The sequence below is a fragment of the Pseudomonas sp. EA_65y_Pfl1_P113 genome, from assembly GCF_963970525.1.
Lineage (GTDB): Bacteria > Pseudomonadota > Gammaproteobacteria > Pseudomonadales > Pseudomonadaceae > Aquipseudomonas > Aquipseudomonas tritici.
The window spans coordinates 186,353-204,736 of the sequence record NZ_CAXAQM010000010.1; the positions used below are offsets into that span (position 1 = coordinate 186,353).

Annotated in this window: 17 protein-coding genes; 1 reads left to right on the plus strand and 16 read right to left on the minus strand. The window is 58.9% G+C overall.

The features are described 5' to 3' along the window. Positions 1–98 precede the first annotated feature (98 nt). The 14 genes from nuoF to AACY52_RS12485 form a co-directional block, all read right to left on the minus strand. A complete protein-coding gene (gene nuoF / locus AACY52_RS12420; protein ID WP_065872061.1) occupies positions 99–1,454 on the minus strand; it encodes an NADH-quinone oxidoreductase subunit NuoF in 1,356 nt (451 codons plus the stop codon). Then, a complete protein-coding gene (gene nuoE / locus AACY52_RS12425) occupies positions 1,451–1,948 on the minus strand; it encodes an NADH-quinone oxidoreductase subunit NuoE (RefSeq protein ID WP_049712670.1) in 498 nt (165 codons plus the stop codon). Before nuoE ends, nuoF begins: the two co-directional genes overlap by 4 nt. A gap of 2 nt (positions 1,949–1,950) precedes the next feature. Beyond that, a complete protein-coding gene (gene nuoC / locus AACY52_RS12430; protein WP_339560525.1) occupies positions 1,951–3,735 on the minus strand; it encodes an NADH-quinone oxidoreductase subunit C/D in 1,785 nt (594 codons plus the stop codon). Between the two features lie 73 nt (positions 3,736–3,808). Next, on the minus strand, positions 3,809–4,483 hold the full coding sequence (locus AACY52_RS12435; protein ID WP_012724951.1) for an NADH-quinone oxidoreductase subunit B family protein: 675 nt from the start codon (positions 4,481–4,483) through the stop codon (positions 3,809–3,811). A 10-nt stretch (positions 4,484–4,493) separates the two neighbouring features. After that, the gene (locus tag AACY52_RS12440; protein ID WP_003219575.1) at positions 4,494–4,907 is read right to left on the minus strand and encodes an NADH-quinone oxidoreductase subunit A; all 414 of its coding nucleotides are present in this window, start codon (positions 4,905–4,907) and stop codon (positions 4,494–4,496) included. 589 nt (positions 4,908–5,496) lie between these two features. Continuing rightward, the gene (aceA, locus tag AACY52_RS12445) at positions 5,497–6,822 is read right to left on the minus strand and encodes an isocitrate lyase (protein ID WP_339417886.1); all 1,326 of its coding nucleotides are present in this window, start codon (positions 6,820–6,822) and stop codon (positions 5,497–5,499) included. Positions 6,823–7,312: 490 nt separating this feature from the next. Further along, positions 7,313–8,050 carry a secretin N-terminal domain-containing protein gene (locus tag AACY52_RS12450; protein WP_339417884.1) on the minus strand — a complete coding sequence of 246 codons (738 nt, stop codon included), beginning with the start codon at positions 8,048–8,050 and terminating at the stop codon, positions 7,313–7,315. Positions 8,051–8,201: 151 nt separating this feature from the next. Beyond that, positions 8,202–8,624, minus strand: coding sequence for a GNAT family N-acetyltransferase (locus AACY52_RS12455; RefSeq protein ID WP_339417882.1), 423 nt, complete (start codon positions 8,622–8,624; stop codon positions 8,202–8,204). Next, the gene (locus tag AACY52_RS12460) at positions 8,617–9,783 is read right to left on the minus strand and encodes a cupin domain-containing protein (protein ID WP_049712673.1); all 1,167 of its coding nucleotides are present in this window, start codon (positions 9,781–9,783) and stop codon (positions 8,617–8,619) included. Before AACY52_RS12460 ends, AACY52_RS12455 begins: the two co-directional genes overlap by 8 nt. An 83-nt stretch (positions 9,784–9,866) precedes the next feature. Then, positions 9,867–11,237 carry an adenylosuccinate lyase gene (gene purB, locus AACY52_RS12465; RefSeq protein ID WP_339417878.1) on the minus strand — a complete coding sequence of 457 codons (1,371 nt, stop codon included), beginning with the start codon at positions 11,235–11,237 and terminating at the stop codon, positions 9,867–9,869. A gap of 125 nt (positions 11,238–11,362) precedes the next feature. Further along, entirely contained in the window at positions 11,363–11,986 is a 624-nt protein-coding gene (gene hflD / locus AACY52_RS12470) for a high frequency lysogenization protein HflD (RefSeq protein ID WP_065872067.1), read from the minus strand. Continuing rightward, positions 11,983–13,107, minus strand: coding sequence for a tRNA 2-thiouridine(34) synthase MnmA (mnmA, locus tag AACY52_RS12475; RefSeq protein ID WP_339417876.1), 1,125 nt, complete (start codon positions 13,105–13,107; stop codon positions 11,983–11,985). The genes hflD and mnmA overlap by 4 nt, the downstream gene beginning before the upstream one ends. Positions 13,108–13,165: 58 nt before the next feature. Beyond that, positions 13,166–13,612 carry an NUDIX hydrolase gene (locus AACY52_RS12480; protein WP_339417875.1) on the minus strand — a complete coding sequence of 149 codons (447 nt, stop codon included), beginning with the start codon at positions 13,610–13,612 and terminating at the stop codon, positions 13,166–13,168. 222 nt (positions 13,613–13,834) lie between these two features. After that, positions 13,835–16,060, minus strand: a complete 2,226-nt coding sequence (locus AACY52_RS12485) for an NADP-dependent isocitrate dehydrogenase (RefSeq protein ID WP_339417873.1) — start codon at positions 16,058–16,060, stop codon at positions 13,835–13,837. A gap of 495 nt (positions 16,061–16,555) precedes the next feature. Between AACY52_RS12485 and icd the strand changes: the two genes are divergently transcribed. After that, on the plus strand, positions 16,556–17,812 hold the full coding sequence (gene icd / locus AACY52_RS12490) for an NADP-dependent isocitrate dehydrogenase (RefSeq protein WP_339417871.1): 1,257 nt from the start codon (positions 16,556–16,558) through the stop codon (positions 17,810–17,812). Positions 17,813–17,893: 81 nt separating this feature from the next. On the opposite strand, the gene cspD is transcribed toward icd, so the two are convergent. Both cspD and AACY52_RS12500 read right to left on the minus strand, forming a co-directional pair. Further along, positions 17,894–18,184, minus strand: coding sequence for a cold shock domain-containing protein CspD (gene cspD, locus AACY52_RS12495; RefSeq protein WP_370467904.1), 291 nt, complete (start codon positions 18,182–18,184; stop codon positions 17,894–17,896). A gap of 79 nt (positions 18,185–18,263) precedes the next feature. Beyond that, positions 18,264–18,384: transposase (locus tag AACY52_RS12500; RefSeq protein WP_141228961.1), on the minus strand; the 121-nt coding region annotated here is incomplete at its 5' end.

Genomic DNA, 18,384 nt, shown 5'->3' on the forward strand with positions numbered 1-18,384 from the left:
TGGCTAATGGAATCTTGTTATTCATGTGCATCTACACAGCCCTAAAGGCGTCAGCACATGAGAAAGCGAAGGGCACGGACCCTTCGCCTTTTAAAGCGTTACGCGCCGACTACGATCGGCCTTGCCAGAGGCGGGACGGCGGCGCTGGTAGGCGCGATGCCGGCTTCGAACTCCGAGCGGAAGTATTTGATTGCGCTGCCCAATGGCTCCACGGCGCCCGGTGCGTGAGCACAGAAGGTCTTGCCTGGACCAAGGAAGCCGACCAGGCCGAGCAGGGTTTCGATATCACCCTCGCGGCCTTCCCCATTTTCCAGCGCCATCAGCAGCTTCACGCTCCATGGCAGACCGTCGCGGCATGGCGTGCAGAAACCGCACGATTCACGCGCGAAGAACTGCTCCATGTTGCGCAGCAACGAAACCATGTTGACCGTGTTGTCGACCGCCATCGCCAGGCCGGTACCCATCCGGGTGCCCACCTTGCCGATGCCGCCGGCATACATTTGCGCGTCGAGGTGCTCAGGCAGCAGGAAACCGGTACCGGCGCCGCCTGGCTGCCAGGCTTTCAAGGTGTAGCCGTCGCGCATGCCGCCGGCATAATCCTCGAACAGCTCGCGTGCGGTCACGCCGAACGGCAGCTCCCACAGGCCAGGGTTCTTGACCTTGCCGGAGAACCCCATGAGCTTGGTGCCCATGTCTTCGCTGCCTTCGCGGGCCAACGATTTATACCAGTCGACGCCGTCGGCGATGATCGCCGGCACGTTGCACAGGGTTTCTACGTTATTCACGCAGGTCGGCTTGCCCCACACGCCCACGGCGGCAGGGAAGGGCGGCTTGGAGCGCGGGTTGGCGCGGCGGCCTTCGAGGGAGTTGATCAGTGCGGTTTCTTCACCGCAGATATAACGCCCGGCGCCGGTATGCACGAACAGTTCGAAGTCGAAACCCGAACCGAGGATGTTCTTGCCCAACAGGCCTGCGGCCTTGGCTTCCTGCACCGCACGGTTGAGGTGCTTGGCGGCGGTGGTGTATTCGCCACGCAGGAAGATGTAGCCACGGTAGGTTTTCAACGCGCGGGCGCTGATCAGCATGCCTTCAATCAGCAGATGGGGCAGTTGCTCCATCAGCATGCGGTCTTTCCAGGTGTTCGGCTCCATCTCATCCGCGTTGCACAGCAGGTAGCGGATGTTGATGGATTCGTCCTTGGGCATCAGGCCCCACTTAACACCCGTGGGGAAGCCTGCACCGCCGCGGCCTTTAAGGCCGGCGTCTTTCACGGTCTGGACGATATCGTCCTGGGCCATGTCGGCGAAGGCTTTGCGCGCAGCGGCGTAACCGTTCTTGGCCTGGTACTCGTCGAGCCACACCGGCTCGCCGTCGTCACGCAGGCGCCAGGTCAGCGGGTGAGTCTCGGCCGAACGCTTGATCAGGTTGGCCGGGCCGAAAGATGTCAGGGTCATGGGTAGCCCTCGAGCAATTGGGTCACGCCAGCAGGCTGTACGTCACCGAATGTGTCGTCGTCGATCATCAACGCCGGCGCCTTGTCGCAGTTGCCCAGGCAGCACACCGGCAGCAGCGTGAAGCGGCCGTCCGGGGTGGTTTGGCCGAGGCCGATGCCCAGCTTGTTCTGGATCTCGCTGACCACAGACTCGTGGCCGCCGATGTAGCAGACCATGCTGTCGCACACGCGAATGATGTGGCGACCCACCGGCTGGCGGAAGATCTGGCTGTAGAACGTCGCCACGCCTTCAACGTCGCTGGCGGGGATGCCGAGCATCTCGCCGATGGCGTAGAGAGCGCCGTCAGGCACCCAACCACGTTCCTTCTGGACGATCTTCAAGGCTTCGATCGACGCCGCGCGCGGGTCTTCGTAGTGATGCAGCTCGTGCTCGATGGCCGAGCGCTCGGTTTCACTCAGGGTGAAACGGTCTGTCTGGATAAGCGTGCTATTCATGCTTAGCGGTCCACGTCGGCCATAACGAAATCGATACTACCCAGGTACGCAATCAAGTCCGCGACCATCTCGCCTTTGATCACCGAAGGGATCTGCTGCAAGTGCGGGAAGCTTGGCGTACGAATCCGGGTGCGGTAGCTCATGGTGCCGCCATCGCTCGTCAGGTAGTAACTGTTGATACCCTTGGTCGCTTCAATCATCTGGAAGGATTCGTTGGCCGGCATTACCGGGCCCCACGAAACTTGCAGGAAGTGCGTGATCAGGGTTTCGATGTGCTGCAGCGTGCGCTCTTTCGGCGGCGGCGTGGTCAGCGGGTGATCCGCCTTGTACGGGCCGGCCGGCATGTTGCGCATGCACTGCTCGATGATCTTCAGGCTCTGGCGCATTTCTTCGACGCGCACGATGCAACGGTCGTAGGCATCGCCGTTGGCCGCCAGCGGGACTTCGAATTCGAAGTTCTCGTAGCCGGAGTAGGGGCGCGCTTTACGCAGGTCGAAATCGCAGCCGGTCGAACGCAGGCCAGCACCGGTGACGCCCCATTCCAGGGCTTCTTTGGTGTTGTACTGGGCGACGCCGATGGTACGGCCTTTGAGGATGCTGTTGTCCAGCGCTGCCTTTTGGTACTCGTCCAGACGCTTGGGCATCCAGTCGATGAACTCCTTGACCAGGCGCTCCCAGCCGTTCGGCAGGTCGTGGGCCACACCGCCGATGCGGTACCAGGCCGGGTGCAGGCGGAAGCCAGTGATGGCTTCGATGACCTTGTAGGCGCGCTGACGGTCGGTGAAGGTAAAGAACACCGGGGTCATGGCGCCAACGTCCTGGATATAGGTACCCAGGAACAGCAGGTGGCTGGTGATCCGGAAGAACTCGGCCATCATGATGCGGATGGTGTCGACGCGGTCCGGAACCTTGATGCCGGCCAGCTTCTCGACAGAAAGCACGTACGGCAGGTTGTTCATCACGCCGCCGAGGTAGTCGATACGGTCGGTGTACGGGATGAAGCTGTGCCACGACTGACGTTCGGCCATCTTCTCTGCACCACGGTGGTGGTAGCCGATGTCCGGCACGCAGTCGACGATTTCTTCGCCGTCCAGTTGCAGGATGATACGGAAGGCACCGTGAGCCGAAGGGTGGTTCGGGCCCAGGTTGAGGAACATGTAGTCCTCGTTGGTGCCTGAACGCTTCATGCCCCAGTCTTCCGGACGGAAGCGTGCGGCCTCTTCTTCAAGCTGTTGCTTGGCGAGGTTGAGGCTGTACGGGTCGAATTCGGTGGCGCGGGCAGGGAAGTCCTTGCGCAGCGGGTGACCTTCCCAGGTGGGCGGCATCATGATGCGCGTCAGGTGCGGGTGGCCCGGGAAGTCGATACCGAACATGTCCCAGACTTCACGCTCGTACCAGCTGGCGTTCGGCCAGATGCCGGTCACGGTCGGTACGCTCAGGTCGCTTTCGGACAGCGCGACCTTGATCATCACGTCGCTGTTACGTTCGATCGACAGCAGGTGATAGAACACGGTGAAATCGGCGCCGCTCGGCAGGCCTTGACGCTTGGTGCGCAGACGCTCGTCCACGCCATGCAGGTCATAGAGCATGACGTACGGCTTGGGCAGGTTACGCAGTAAGGTCAGGACTTCGACGAGCTTGGCGCGCGCCACCCACAGCACCGGCATCCCAGTGCGTGTGGCCTGGGCGGTGAAGGCGTCAGGGCCAAAACGGTTATTGAGTTCGACGACCACATCCTGGTCGTCTGCCTTATAAGGCGGGATGTACAGAGCGCTGCCTGTAGTCATGGTTTTTTTATCGCTTTCGGTCAACGTAAAGAATGAAGCCAGGTTTTCGTTCTATAAAAGAAGCGGTGCTGGATCAGACTTCGTCGGGGCTGCGCAGGTTGGTGACTGCGATACGCTGTTCGCGGCGCTGTTCCTTTTGCGACGGCATCTCGGCGCGATACACGCCTTGATCGCCGACGACCCAGGAAAGCGGGCGACGCTCCTTGCCAATCGATTCCTGCAACAGCATCAAGCCTTGCAAGAACGCTTCAGGGCGGGGCGGGCAGCCAGGCACGTAGACGTCCACGGGCAGGAACTTGTCCACCCCTTGAACCACTGAGTAGATGTCGTACATGCCACCGGAGTTGGCGCACGAACCCATGGAAATAACCCACTTTGGTTCGAGCATTTGCTCGTAGAGACGCTGAATGATCGGCGCCATCTTGATAAAGCAGGTACCGGCGATAACCATGAAATCCGCCTGACGCGGCGATGCCCGGATAACTTCGGCGCCAAAGCGCGCGATATCGTGGGGCGCCGTGAAGGCGGTGGTCATTTCCACGTAGCAGCAGGACAGACCGAAGTTGTACGGCCACAGGGAGTTTTTACGCCCCCAGTTGACCGCGCCACTCAGCACGTCTTCCAGCTTGCCCATGTAGATGTTTTTGTGGACTTGATCTTCTAACGGATCGGAAACGGTTTCCCGTTCGCCGATAGGGTACTGATCGTTAGGAGCATCCGGGTCGATCCTGGTGAGATTGTATTGCATCGCCAAAGCCTCATTGTTTCAGCTTCGCTTGCCGCTTACGCCGAGCTTCCGGAGCCCAATCAAGGGCGCCCACTCGGAACAAGTAGACAAGGCCTGCCAACAGAATTGCTATGAAAACGAGGGCTTCGACGAATCCGGTCCAGCCGCTTTCGCGGACGGACACAGACCAGGCAAAGAGAAAAAGGGCTTCGATATCGAAGATCACGAAGAGCATCGCGACCAGATAGAATTTGGCTGATAGCCGCAAGCGGGCGCCACCTGTAGGCAGCATGCCGGACTCGAACGGTTCATTTTTGCTACGGCCCCAGGCTTTTGACCCGAGGAGGCTGGAGACGCCGAGCATGAAGGCGCAAAGGCCGACAACACCGAGGAGGAAAATGGCAAAGCCCCAGTTGTGGGCCATGAGTCCTGTCGCTTCGGTCATGCTAGAAATCCTTAACAGAGAGCAAAGGTCTCTGAGCTCGAAAAAGTAACGATGCAGTGACGATATGTCGCACTGCAATCAATCGCGGTGATTTTATGGCTAAACACCGGGCAAGTAAAATTCCGATAGCGAAATTATTCGATGGAATAAGCACATAGTGCACCTTCGTGGGGCTGTAGCCCTTATGGGGCGGGCATTAGCAGGCATTTAATCAAATGTGTTTTGTTTAACCTGTAAAGAAGTTTTCATGGGTCAAATGATAATGAATATTGTTTGCGTGGGGTTTAAGCGAATGTTTCTCGTGTGGCGCGGGAGTTGTTGTTACTTGCTGGATGGGCACTTAGTTGCTGATGGGGATCTTTTAACCGATTTGATCGAGGCGAATACCGCTCTGGATCAATGTTTTGCACTAAGTCTTCAGGCTGGATGCATTCCCTTGTGGGAGCGAGCAAGCCCACACAGATTTTGACTTTTATCGTCAGGGGGATTTTAGTGGGCAAAAAAACGCCCCGAACCAGTCGGGGCGTGATTGTTGTGCGGCACTGCGTTTAGCTTTTGAACGGTTACGCAGTGGCCGTGTACTCGATACTTAGTGGAACTGCTCTTCTTCGGTCGAACCGGTCAGCGCGGTCACGGACGAGGTGCCGCCCTGGATCACGGTGGTCATGTCGTCGAAGTAGCCGGTGCCCACTTCCTGCTGGTGCGCCACAAAGGTGTAACCCTTGGCTGCGTCAGCGAATTCCTGCTCCTGCAGCTTCACGTAAGCGGTCATGTCGTTGCGCGCGTAGTCGTGCGCCAGGTTGAACATGCTGTGCCACATATTGTGAATGCCGGCCAGGGTGATGAACTGGTGCTTGTAGCCCATGGCGGACAGTTCGCGCTGGAACTTGGCGATGGTCGCGTCGTCCAGGTTTTTCTTCCAGTTGAAGGACGGCGAGCAGTTGTACGAAAGCAGTTGGTCCGGGTACTCCTTCTTGATCGCTTCGGCGAAACGACGGGCTTCGTCAAGGTCCGGCTTGGCGGTTTCGCACCAGATCAGGTCAGCGTACGGCGCGTAGGCCAGGCCGCGGGCGATTGCCTGGTCGAGACCAGCGCGAACCTTGTAGAAACCTTCCTGAGTACGTTCGCCGGTCACGAATGGCTTGTCGTATGGGTCGCAGTCGGAGGTCAGCAAGTCAGCGGCGTTGGCATCGGTACGCGCCAGGATGATGGTCGGGGTGCCGGCAACGTCAGCGGCCAGGCGAGCAGCGGTCAGCTTCTGTACGGCTTCCTGGGTTGGCACCAGTACTTTGCCGCCCATGTGGCCGCACTTCTTCACCGAAGCCAACTGGTCTTCGAAGTGCACGCCGGCAGCGCCTGCCTCGATCATGCTCTTCATCAGCTCGTAGGCGTTCAGTACGCCGCCGAAACCGGCTTCAGCGTCAGCCACGATGGGGGCGAAGTAGTCGATGTAGCCTTCGTCGCCCGGGCCTTTACCGGCTTTCCATTGGATCTGGTCGGCACGACGGAACGAGTTATTGATGCGCTTGACCACGGTTGGAACCGAATCCACCGGGTACAGCGATTGGTCGGGGTACATGGATTCAGCGGAGTTGTTGTCCGCCGCCACTTGCCAGCCGGACAGGTAGATTGCCTGGATACCTGCTTTGACCTGTTGTACTGCCTGGCCACCGGTAAGGGCGCCCATGCAGTTGACGAAATCTTTGTCGGGACGGAAGGAAGGCTTGGCACCTTGGGTGACCAGGTTCCACAGCTTCTCGGCGCCGAGTTTTGCAAAGGTGTGCTCAGGTTGAACCGAGCCACGCAGGCGGACGACGTCAGCAGCGGAATAAGCGCGGGTCACGCCTTTCCAGCGTGGGTTTTCAGCCCAGTCTTTCTCGAGGGCTGCAATTTGCTGTTCGCGTGTCAGTGCCATGGGAGTAAACCTCGTCGCGTCTTCGTGTGGTGGAAAAATCCATTTGCCAGCCCTGCATTCAATGCGTGGGCAGGGCTGCTCGCTGACCAGAAGCTTAGGCGGTCATGTCGGGTCTGGCGGGGAATGCGACGGGATGAACGATTGGCGAGAGGGGGGAGCAGGTAAAGGCAGACCAGGAACAGTCTTCAGGCGTCGTGGGCCCTTAGGTGTTCAGCAGCGTGTAGCCGGGTTACCTGGTTAGCTTCCGTCCCTCGGGACAACTTCGTTCCAGTCGCAACCTCGTCAAACACACCTTGTGGGCGGTACAGACACGAATCGGCTCAGGTGGGTAGCTTAGAGCAGCGATCCGAAGGCCCTTGCCAGGGCCCCTGATCAGCGGGAGCGAGGCCATCATGCCCATGCTTTTTTGGATCGTCAAATGTTTTGTAGTGATTTTTTTGCAGCACTACATCTTTAGTCTAATACGACTCATCAGTCAGTTTTTGGTGCTTCAGTTCAGGGTGTCGACCTTGACTCGCACTGTCAGGTCGTCGCGGCCCTGAGTAGAGTAGCTGCGGGTTGTAGAGGATTTGTCGGCCTGGGTCTGGCGATTGATGCCGGCCAGGGTAATCCACTCACCCAACTGCCCACTGACGGTTGTGTCGGTGCTTTGTACGTTCACTACATCGGGACGTTCCTGGCTCATGCGGTCACGGTTGGTACTGATTGCCAGGTGCACGGTTTCACCGGTGACGCTGGCTGTGACGTAGAAGCCCTGGGTGACGTTGCGGTACTGGGTCTGGTTTTGCGGGCGACCATAGCTGTCTTGCTGGGTGGTAGTGAGCGGTACGCTTTGACCCACCTGGATCAAGGCGGGTACACCTTCACTGGCCTGGATCTGCTGGATACCGCCGTCGCGGCTGGTCGTGCCGTAGCTGATGATGCGGGTCTGGCTGTCGCCGCTGTTCTGCTGATTGCTTTCGTTGGTGTCGACAGTGATCAGCAAACGCTTGGTCGGGGTGTCCAGTTGCGAGAGCAGGGCGCGCAAGTCCTGGATCTTGGCGGGGTCAGCGTTAACGATCAGTTGGTTGCCGTAGGCACTGACGGTGCCGTCCTTGCCAATGAAGTTCTGTGCCACAGGCAGCAGGTCGGCGCTGGTGCGGTTGCTCAGGTTGACGACTTCAGTGTCGGCCACAGCCGCGAAGCTGGTGGTCAGGAGAACGGCGGTGAGCAGGGTGCGTAGGGACATGTCCGTGATCTCTGCGAGTCATTTGGGCTTGAGTTTGCCAGTTTGTCGGCCTGGCGGGTCGCAAATTGAATTCTGGACGGCAAAATGCCCTGGCATGGCAGGGCATTTTTGGTGTTGCTGATATCGCTATCGCAGGCGACGCGGTTTCGGATCAGTCCCCGCGCACCATATCCACATGCGGAATCCCGACTTCAAGAAATTCATCACTGACAATCTTGAAACCCAACCGCTCATAGAACGGCGCAGCATAAACCTGTGCACTCAGAAACTGCTTGGTCTGGCCGCGTTTCTCGGCCTCGCCGATCACAGCTTCCATCAGCTTGTCGCCGACCTTCAGTCCGCGCCAGTCCTTGAGCACTGATACGCGACCAATCTCGCCGCTGGGCAGCAGGCGAGCAGTGCCGATAGGAAAGTCGCCTTCAAATGCTAGAAAGTGCATGGCGCCAGCGTCGTCAGCGTCCCACTCCAGCTCAGGTGGAACCGATTGTTCAGCGATAAACACCGCTTCACGAATGCGCCGAATCTCGTCGATATCCATTCGCCAGTCCGCGACACGTACGTGAATCTTATTCATCGGCAAATCCCAGGCTGCCTTGCTTGACCAATTCGCACAGCAGGTCGCGACCGTCTTCATCCGCCAGCCATGGGCCGAGGTTTTCAGCGTGCAAGGCGTCGGCGGCGCAGATCAGCTTCAACAATTCGCGCAGTTTGCCCGGCAAATAACGGCTTTGCCCGCTGGCGAACAGCAGCACGTCGTCGTCCACTTCCGACCAGGCCATACGCGCGCTCGGGTTGCGCACGAGGATCGCGCCGTCTTGCAGGCTGCTGATGAAGTCTTCTTCGCCCACTTCTTCGCCGGCCACCAGTTCCGGGTAGCGTGGCTCGGTCATGAACTGGCCGAACCAAGTCAGCAGCATGCGCTCGTCGCTCATGTGCTCGGCCAGCAGGCTCTTGAGGCGGTCGAGGGCGTCGCTCTGGATCTGGTGCGGGTCGCTGACGGGTTGGGCGTCGGCGTCGGTGTAACGCTCTTCGTCGGTCAGGTACTGGGCCAGGAAGTCGGTGAAGTGGGTCAGCACTTCAGCAGCGCTTGGCGCGCGGAAGCCGACCGAGTAGGTCATGCAGTCATCTTCGGCGATGCCGAAGTGCGCCAGGCGCGGCGGCAGGTAGAGCATGTCGCCCGGTTCCAGGACCCATTCGGCGCTTTCTTCAAATTCGGCGAGGATGCGCAGGTCAGCGTGTTGCAGCAGCGGGCTTTCGGAGCTGCACATCTGGCCGATCTTCCAGTTGCGCTTGCCCTGGGCTTGCAGCAGGAACACATCGTAGTTGTCGAAGTGCGGACCAACGCTACCACCCGGGGCAGCAAAGCTGATCATCACATCGTCGATGCGCCAGCTCGGCAGAAAGCGGAACTGCTCCAGCAGCTCGGCCACTTCCGGTACGAACTGGTCGACGGCCTGCACCAGCAGGGTCCACTCACGTTCGGGCAGGGTGCTGAAGGCGTCTTCAGCGAACGGGCCACGACGCAGTTCCCACGGACGCTCGCCGTGTTCGATCACCAGACGCGATTCGACTTCTTCTTCCAGGGCCAGGCCGGCCAGTTCATCGGCGTCGATCGGGCTTTCGAAATCAGGGATGGCCTGACGGATCAGCAATGGTTTTTTCTGCCAGTAGTCGCGCAGGAATTCCCGTGCCGTGATGCCGCCCAGAAGTTGAAGAGGAATATCAGGATTCATTTGTAACCTATTGAAAAAATGCACTTTTCAGACTGAAATAAAAACGCCCGGCGCGGCCGGGCGTCTCAAGGGGCATGCGGTAATCAGATGCGCTTGGCTTGCTCTACAGCGTTGCCGATGTAGTTGGCCGGGGTCAGCAGTTTCAGCTCGGCCTTGGCCGCGGCTGGCATGTCCAGGCCGTCGATGAAAGTTTGCAGTGCTTCGGGGCTGATGCCCTTGCCGCGCGTCAACTCTTTCAGCTTCTCGTAAGGGTTTTCGATGTTGTAGCGGCGCATCACGGTCTGGATTGGCTCGGCCAGGACTTCCCAGCACGCGTCCAGGTCAGCGGCGATCTTCTGCGCGTTGAGCTCAAGCTTGCTGATGCCTTTGAGGCTGGCTTCGTAGGCGATCACGCTGTGAGCAAAGCCCACACCGAGGTTGCGCAGTACGGTGGAGTCCGTCAGGTCGCGCTGCCAGCGGGAGATCGGCAACTTGCTGGCCAGGTGCTGGAACAGCGCGTTGGCGATGCCGAGGTTGCCTTCGGAGTTTTCGAAGTCGATCGGGTTGACCTTGTGCGGCATGGTCGACGAACCGATTTCACCGGCAATCGTGCGTTGCTTGAAGTAGCCCAGGGAGATGTAGCCCCAGATATCGCGATCGAAGTCGATCAGGATGGTGTTGAAGCGCGCAATGGCGTCGAACAGCTCGGCAATGTAGTCGTGCGGTTCGATCTGCGTGGTGTACGGGTTGAAGCCCAGGCCTAGTTCGTCTTCGATGAAGGCGCGGGCGTTGGCTTCCCAGTCGATCTCAGGGTAGGCAGACAAGTGGGCGTTGTAGTTGCCTACGGCGCCGTTGATCTTGCCCAGCAGGGGCACGGCTGCGACCTGAGCGATCTGGCGCTCCAGGCGGTACACCACGTTGGCCAGTTCTTTGCCCAAGGTCGTTGGCGATGCCGGCTGGCCGTGGGTGCGCGACAGCATCGGCACATCGGCGAAACGGATAGCCAGTTCGCGGATGGCTTCAGCGGTCTGGCGCATCAGCGGCAGCATGACGTCATCACGGCCTTCGCGCAGCATCAGGGCGTGGGACAGGTTGTTGATGTCCTCGCTGGTGCAGGCAAAGTGGATGAACTCGCTGACCTGGGCCAATTCCGGCAGCTTCGCCGCTTGCTCTTTCAGCAAGTATTCGATGGCTTTGACGTCGTGGTTGGTGGTGCGCTCGATCTCTTTCACACGCTCGGCGTGCTCCAGGGAGAAGTTTTCCGCCAGGGCGTTGAGCACAGCGTTGGCTTCGGCGGAAAATGCCGGCACTTCGCTGATGGCAGGGTGAGCGGCCAGGCGCTGGAGCCAGCGCACTTCAACCAGTACGCGAGCACGGATCAGACCGTATTCGCTGAAAATAGGGCGCAGGGCCTGGGTTTTGCCGGCGTAGCGGCCGTCAACAGGGGAAACCGCAGTGAGCGAAGAAAGCTGCATGGGGTGTTCTCGGACAGTCGGGCAACGAAATGGGGCGCGTATCATACATGAAAAAATCCGCCGGTCCGTTGCCAACTGACCGGCGTATTACGCGTAACGGCTTGAAAATGGCCTGCTGGTGCGACTTATTCGTTGCGCATCAACGGGTAAAGCTCTTTGAGCAATTTGCGACGACTGATCACCAACTGCCAACGATGACCGCCCAGCTGGCGCCACAACCGCGCCGAGCGAATACCGGCCAGGAGCAGGGCGCGGATTTTCGAGGCGTTGTTCGGTTGTTGCAGGTTGCGCATGTCGCCGTGCACCTGGATTCGCTGGCGCAAGGTGCTCAAGGTGTCCTGGTACAGCGCGCCGCAGGCCGCGACCACGTTTTCGTGGGCTGGGCCGAAGTGTTCCACCTGGGACTGAATCTGTGGCAGGCGCTTGCCGATGACCTCGAGCATGTCTTCACGCTTGGCCAGTTGACGCTCAAGGCCGAGCATCGACAGGGCGTAGCGCAATGGCTCGCGCTGCAAGGTGCTGGGGTCGCGCTCCAGGGCGCCGATCAGGGCGCGGTAACCTTCACGCAGCGCGATATCGTCACCCCCGTAGACTTCCAGGGTGTCCTTGGGGTCGCGGATCAACAAGCTGCCGAGCATGCAGGTCAGGCCTGCCTCGGTGACTTGGCCAGTCTTGGCGATCTTGTCCACCAGTACTGCGGCGAGGAAAACCCCGCCGAGTGCCGTCAATTGCTCCTGGGTCGGGCTCATGCCGGGTTGCTCCAGGCTTGCGCGACTTCAATCACGCCGCCGCCCAGACAGATTTCGCCGTCATAGAACACCACGGACTGGCCAGGGGTGACCGCGCGTTGCGGGTCATCAAAGGTTGCGCGGTAGCCAGTAGCGGTTTTTTCCAGGGTGCATGGTTGGTCGCTTTGGCGATAGCGCACTTTGGCGGTCAAGCGGCGCGGGGTGCTCAGGTCGATCGGGTTGACCCAATAGATTTCAGAGGCGAGCAGGGCGCCGGAGAACAGCAATGGATGTTCGTTGCCCTGGCCAACAATCAGCACGTTGTGTTCCAGGTCTTTGACCAGCACGTACCACGGCTCCTCACTGGCGTCTTTCAAGCCGCCAATGCCCAGGCCCTGGCGCTGGCCGATGGTGTGGTACATCAGGCCATGGTGACGGCCGATGACGTCGCCTTCGGTGGTTTTGATTTCGCCCGGTTGCGCCGGCAGGTATTGCTTGAGGAAGTCGCTGAAGCGGCGCTCGCCGATAAAGCAGATCCCGGTCGAATCCTTCTTTTTGGCGGTGGCCAGGCCGTGTTTCTCGGCGATCCTGCGCACTTCGGGCTTTTCCAGTTCGCCCACGGGGAACAGGGTCTTGGCGATCTGTTCACCGCCGACGGCGTGCAGGAAGTAGCTCTGGTCCTTGTTTGGGTCCAGGCCCTTGAGCAGTTGGGTGCGCCCCTCGATGTCGCGGCGGCGCACGTAGTGACCCGTGGCGATCAGATCGGCGCCGAGCATCATCGCGTAGTCGAGGAACGCCTTGAACTTGATTTCACGGTTACACAGGATGTCCGGGTTCGGCGTGCGGCCGGCCTTGTATTCGGCCAGGAAGTGCTCGAACACGTTGTCCCAGTACTCGGCGGCAAAGTTGGCGGTGTGCAGCTTGATGCCGATCTTGTCACACACGGCCTGGGCATCCGCCAGGTCGTCCATGGCGGTGCAATATTCCGTTCCATCGTCTTCTTCCCAGTTCTTCATGAACAGGCCTTCCACCTCATAACCCTGCTCCATGAGCAGAACGGCGGAAACGGAAGAATCCACGCCGCCGGACATGCCGACGATGACGCGCTTCTTTTGGGTGTCAGAAGGGGCTGGATCACGCATAGGTTTCAACGGGTGTCTTGAAAAAGGACGCGATTCTATCAGGCCCGAGCCTTCAAGGCTAAAGAGAAGGGCGGATCAATTCGAGACTGTGCCGCTGGCCGGCCAGATAATCGTCGATACAGCGGATGATCAGCTCACTGCGCCAGCTGTCGCGCAGGTCCATCAATTCGTCGCGGGTCAGCCAGCGGGCGCGGATGATGCCTTCGTCGAGTTGATAGCCCGGGTGGTGTTTCAGGGCTTTGGCGGTAAAGCACACACGCTGGTAAGTCACACCATTGCTGGGGGCGGTGTACAGGTAGATGCCGACGATGCCGGTGGCTTCGACGTCCCAGCCGGTTTCTTCAAGGGTTTCGCGCACGGCGGCTTCGGTCAGGGTTTCATGCGGGTCGAGGTGGCCGGCGGGCTGGTTGAGTACGGCGCGGCCGCCCTTGAGCTCTTCGACCATCAGGAAGCGGCCGTTGTCTTCGACAAGGGTGGCGACGGTGATGTGGGGTTGCCAGGTCATTCAAAACCTCGATTCATGGCGCGGTGCGGTCTTTAGTCAGGATTGCAGTCAGTGTGAGCCTGCTCGCAAATGCAATGGGTCAGATAGGCATCGGGCAACTGGCACTCCGCATTCGCGAGCAAGCCCACTCTCACATTTTGATCCGGTTTCTTCAGCAAAACCGCAGAGTCCAGGAACAGAAACCCCGGCACAAGGCCGGGGCTTCTTTGCATCCTTACAACCTTACTTCAACTTGGCAATTGCTGCATTGAACGTGTTGCTCGGACGCATGGCCTTGCTGGTCAGCTCAGGGCTTGGCGCGTAGTAGCCGCCGATGTCCACTGGCTTGCCCTGTACGGCGTTCAGTTCGGCAACGATGGTTGCTTCGTTCGCGGTCAGGGTTTTTGCCAATTCGCCAAACTGCGCTTGCAGTGCAGTGTCTTCGGTCTGAGCGGCCAGGGCTTGAGCCCAGTACAGCGCCAGGTAGAAGTGGCTGCCGCGGTTGTCGATGTTGCCGACTTTGCGCGATGGCGACTTGTTGTTGTCGAGGAACTGGCCGGTGGCCTGGTCCAGGGTCTTGGACAGTACCAGGGCTTTCGGGTTGTTGTACGTCACACCCAAATGCTCAAGGGAGGCGGCCAGGGCCAGGAACTCGCCCAGGGAGTCCCAGCGCAGGAAGTTCTCTTCGACCAGTTGCTGAACGTGTTTCGGGGCCGAACCGCCAGCGCCGGTTTCGAACAGGCCGCCGCCGTTCATCAGCGGCACGATGGACAGCATCTTGGCGCTGGTGCCCAGCTCCATAATCGGGAACAGGTCGGTCAGGTAGTCACGCAGCACGTTACCCGTCACCGAGATGGTGTCCAGGCCCTTGCGGGTGCGCTCCAGGGTGAACTTCATCGCGTCGACGGGCGACATGATGCGGATGTCCAGGCCTTCGGTGTTGTGGTCTTTCAGGTAAGCCTGAACTTTCTCGACCACGACGCCATCGTGTGCACGCTGTGGGTCCAGCCAGAAAATGGCCGGGGTGTTGCTGGCGCGGGCACGGTTGACGGCCAGTTTGACCCAGTCCTGGATCGGCGCGTCTTGGGTCTGGCACATGCGGAAGATGTCGCCGGCCTCGACTTTCTGTTCCATCAACAGGCTGCCCTTGCCGTCGGTGACGCGGACTACGCCGTCAGCCTTGATCTGGAACGTCTTGTCGTGGGAACCGTACTCTTCGGCTTTCTTCGCCATCAGGCCAACGTTTGGCACGCTGCCCATGGTGGTTGGGTCGAACGCGCCATTGGCCTTGCAGTCTTCGATGACGGCTTGGTAAATGGTGGCGTAGCAGCGATCCGGGATCACAGCCTTGGTGTCGTGCAACTGGCCGTCGGTGCCCCACATTTTGCCGGAGTCACGGATCATGGCAGGCATCGAGGCGTCGACGATGACGTCGCTCGGCACGTGCAGGTTGGTGATGCCTTTGTCGGAGTTGACCATCGCCAGGGCAGGGCGAGCGGCATAGACCGCCTGGATGTCAGCTTCGATCTGCGCTTGCTGGTCAGCCGGCAAGGCCTTGATGCGTGCGTACAGGTCGCCGATGCCGTTGTTCAAGTTGAAGCCGATCTGCTCCAGCACGGTCGCGTGCTTGGCCAGGGCGTCTTTATAGAACTCGGCAACGATCTGGCCGAACATGATCGGGTCGGAGACCTTCATCATGGTGGCTTTCAGGTGAACCGACAGCAGTACGCCTTGTTTCTTGGCGTCTTCGATTTCAGCGGCGATGAAGCTGCGCAGGGCTTTCTTGCTCAGTACGGCGGTGTCGATGATTTCGCCAGCCTGTACCGAGGTTTTTTCCTTCAGGACGGTCGCAGTGCCGTCTTGAGCGATCAGCTCGATTTTGACGGCATCAGCACCTTCGATCTGTACGGCTTTTTCGCTGCCGTAGAAGTCGCCACTGTTCATGTGAGCAATGTGCGACTTGGAGTCGGCAGCCCAGGCGCCCATTTTGTGCGGGTGCTTGCGTGCGTAGTTCTTGACCGACAGCGGTGCGCGGCGGTCGGAGTTGCCTTCGCGCAGTACCGGGTTCACGGCGCTGCCCTTGACCTTGTCGTAACGTGCACGGGTTTCTTTTTCCGCGTCGGTGGTTACGGTTTCCGGGTAGTCCGGCAGGGCGTAGCCCTGGGCCTGCAGTTCCTTGATCGCGGCTTGCAGCTGCGGGGTCGAGGCGCTGATGTTAGGCAGTTTGATGATGTTGGCTTCAGGCGTAACGGCCAGGTCGCCCAGTTCGGCGAGGTGGTCCGCGATAGCCTTGGCGCCCAGTTGCTCGGGGAAGCTTGCGAGGATGCGCGCGGCGAGAGAGATGTCGCGGGTTTCCACGGCAATATCAGCGGAAGCGGTGAAGGCCTCTACGATAGGCAGCAGTGAATAGGTGGCGAGGGCCGGGGCTTCGTCGGTGAAGGTATAGATGATCTTCGAGCGGGTGGGCATATTCGGATTAACTCTCTTCTTTGCTGAAAGCGTGCGCAGAAACTCGAGATGCGCCGGGTGGAGCGCGTTCGTTCAAAGTCATCCATGAGCGAAATGTCGAGGTTTCTTCGCGGTGATGTTGGGTTGCATCAGTCGAGCGTCAAGCGGGTGGACTATTGTAATAGTCCTGCTTTGCGAGCCGAGGGCATCTGTTCTAGAGCGGTCGGCTGTCGTGACTCTTTGGTCAGCGGCGGCATTATACATAGGTCGCTATGCTTACGCCGAGCCTTCATACAAAAGGTGTGTCGTCCATTGGTCTAAAGGTCGCAGGTACCACGTTGCACCTAAAGTCGTACGTTGTGCTCAAGATTGGCGCTTTTACCTTTGCTTTCAAGCTTGTAGGCGACTAAATGTGCTGTTTTCGATGCAAATGAGCCTGGCGTGAGGTTTCAGTCGTCATTTATCTGGAGTAGGCTCGAACGCAGCCAGATGTTTAATCCATAGATGGAGTTCAGCATGGGATACCAGAAGATTCAGGTTCCGGCAGTCGGCGACAAAATCACCGTCAATGCAGACCATTCTCTCAATGTTCCTGACCAACCGATCATCCCTTATATCGAAGGTGACGGTATCGGCGTCGACATCAGTCCGGTGATGATCAAGGTGGTCGACGCAGCTGTTGAAAAGGCTTACGGCGGCAAGCGCAAGATCTCGTGGATGGAGGTTTACGCTGGCGAGAAAGCCACCCAGGTCTACGACCAAGACACCTGGCTGCCCCAGGAAACCCTGGATGCGGTCAAGGATTACGTGGTGTCCATCAAGGGCCCACTGACCACGCCGGTCGGTGGCGGCATCCGTTCGTTGAACGTGGCCCTGCGCCAGCAACTCGACCTTTACGTGTGTTTGCGTCCGGTGCGCTGGTTCGAAGGTGTGCCCAGCCCAGTCAAAAAGCCTGGCGATGTGGACATGACCATCTTCCGCGAGAACTCCGAAGATATTTACGCCGGGATCGAGTGGAAGGCCGGTTCGCCCGAGGCGATCAAGGTGATCAAGTTCCTGAAGGAAGAAATGGGTGTGACCAAGATCCGTTTCGATCAGGATTGCGGGATTGGCGTGAAGCCGGTCTCCAAGGAAGGCACTGAGCGTCTGGCGCGCAAAGCTCTCCAGTACGTAGTGGACAACGATCGCGACTCGCTGACTATCGTGCACAAAGGCAACATCATGAAGTTTACTGAAGGCGCCTTTAAGGAGTGGGCCTACGGTATTGCTGAAAAAGAATTCGGCGCAACGCTGCTCGATGGCGGCCCTTGGATGCAGTTCAAGAACCCGAAGACTGGCAAGAATGTAGTCGTCAAGGATGCCATTGCGGACGCCATGCTCCAGCAGATCCTGTTGCGTCCGGCTGAGTACGACGTGATTGCGACTCTCAACCTCAACGGTGACTATCTGTCCGATGCTTTGGCGGCAGAAGTGGGCGGAATCGGTATTGCGCCGGGCGCGAACCTGTCCGACACCGTGGCGATGTTCGAGGCTACCCATGGTACTGCGCCGAAATACGCGGGCAAGGACCAGGTCAACCCGGGTTCGCTGATTCTGTCGGCGGAAATGATGTTGCGCCACATGGGCTGGATCGAGGCGGCGGACTTGATCATCAAGGGCACCAATGGTGCCATTTCGGCCAAGACAGTGACTTATGACTTCCATCGCTTGATGGAGGGCGCCAAGTTGCTGTCTTCGTCGGCCTTCGGCGATGCGTTGATTTCGCATATGTAAAGGAAGGGCACAAAAAAACCGGTCACCTCATTGGGTTGAGTTGACCGGTTTTTTCATTGCAATATTCGCACTCAGGGGCTTTTAGGTCGTTAACGTTTTTTGGCTGGGAGCGTTTGATGTGGCTGGTTTTTCAGGCGCATCAACCTTAGCGGCAGAGATTCCCACGGCGTGCAGCCCTTTTGGTCCTTGAATGATCTCGAAGCTTACCGCTTGGCCCGCTTTCAGGGTCTTGTACCCGTCCATTTCGATCGCTGAGTAGTGCGCGAAAAGGTCATCATCCTTGCCGTCTTCAATAATGAAGCCGTACCCCTTGGCATTATTGAACCACTTGACCTTGCCCTTTTTCTTTCCATTGATCTTGACGCCAGACATACCCATATCCCTCTGCACCAGACTCCATCACTGGAGTATCATCCAGTTTATCCGTCCTAACCCGAATAAATAAGGTTCTTCACGGATTGCCGGGAAAGACGCTCTTGATCTTCATGAAGAAGAACTCGCTGTCCCGGTAACCGTACGCCATTCGTTTGATGACCTTTATTCGATTGTTTATTCCTTCCAACTGACCGGTG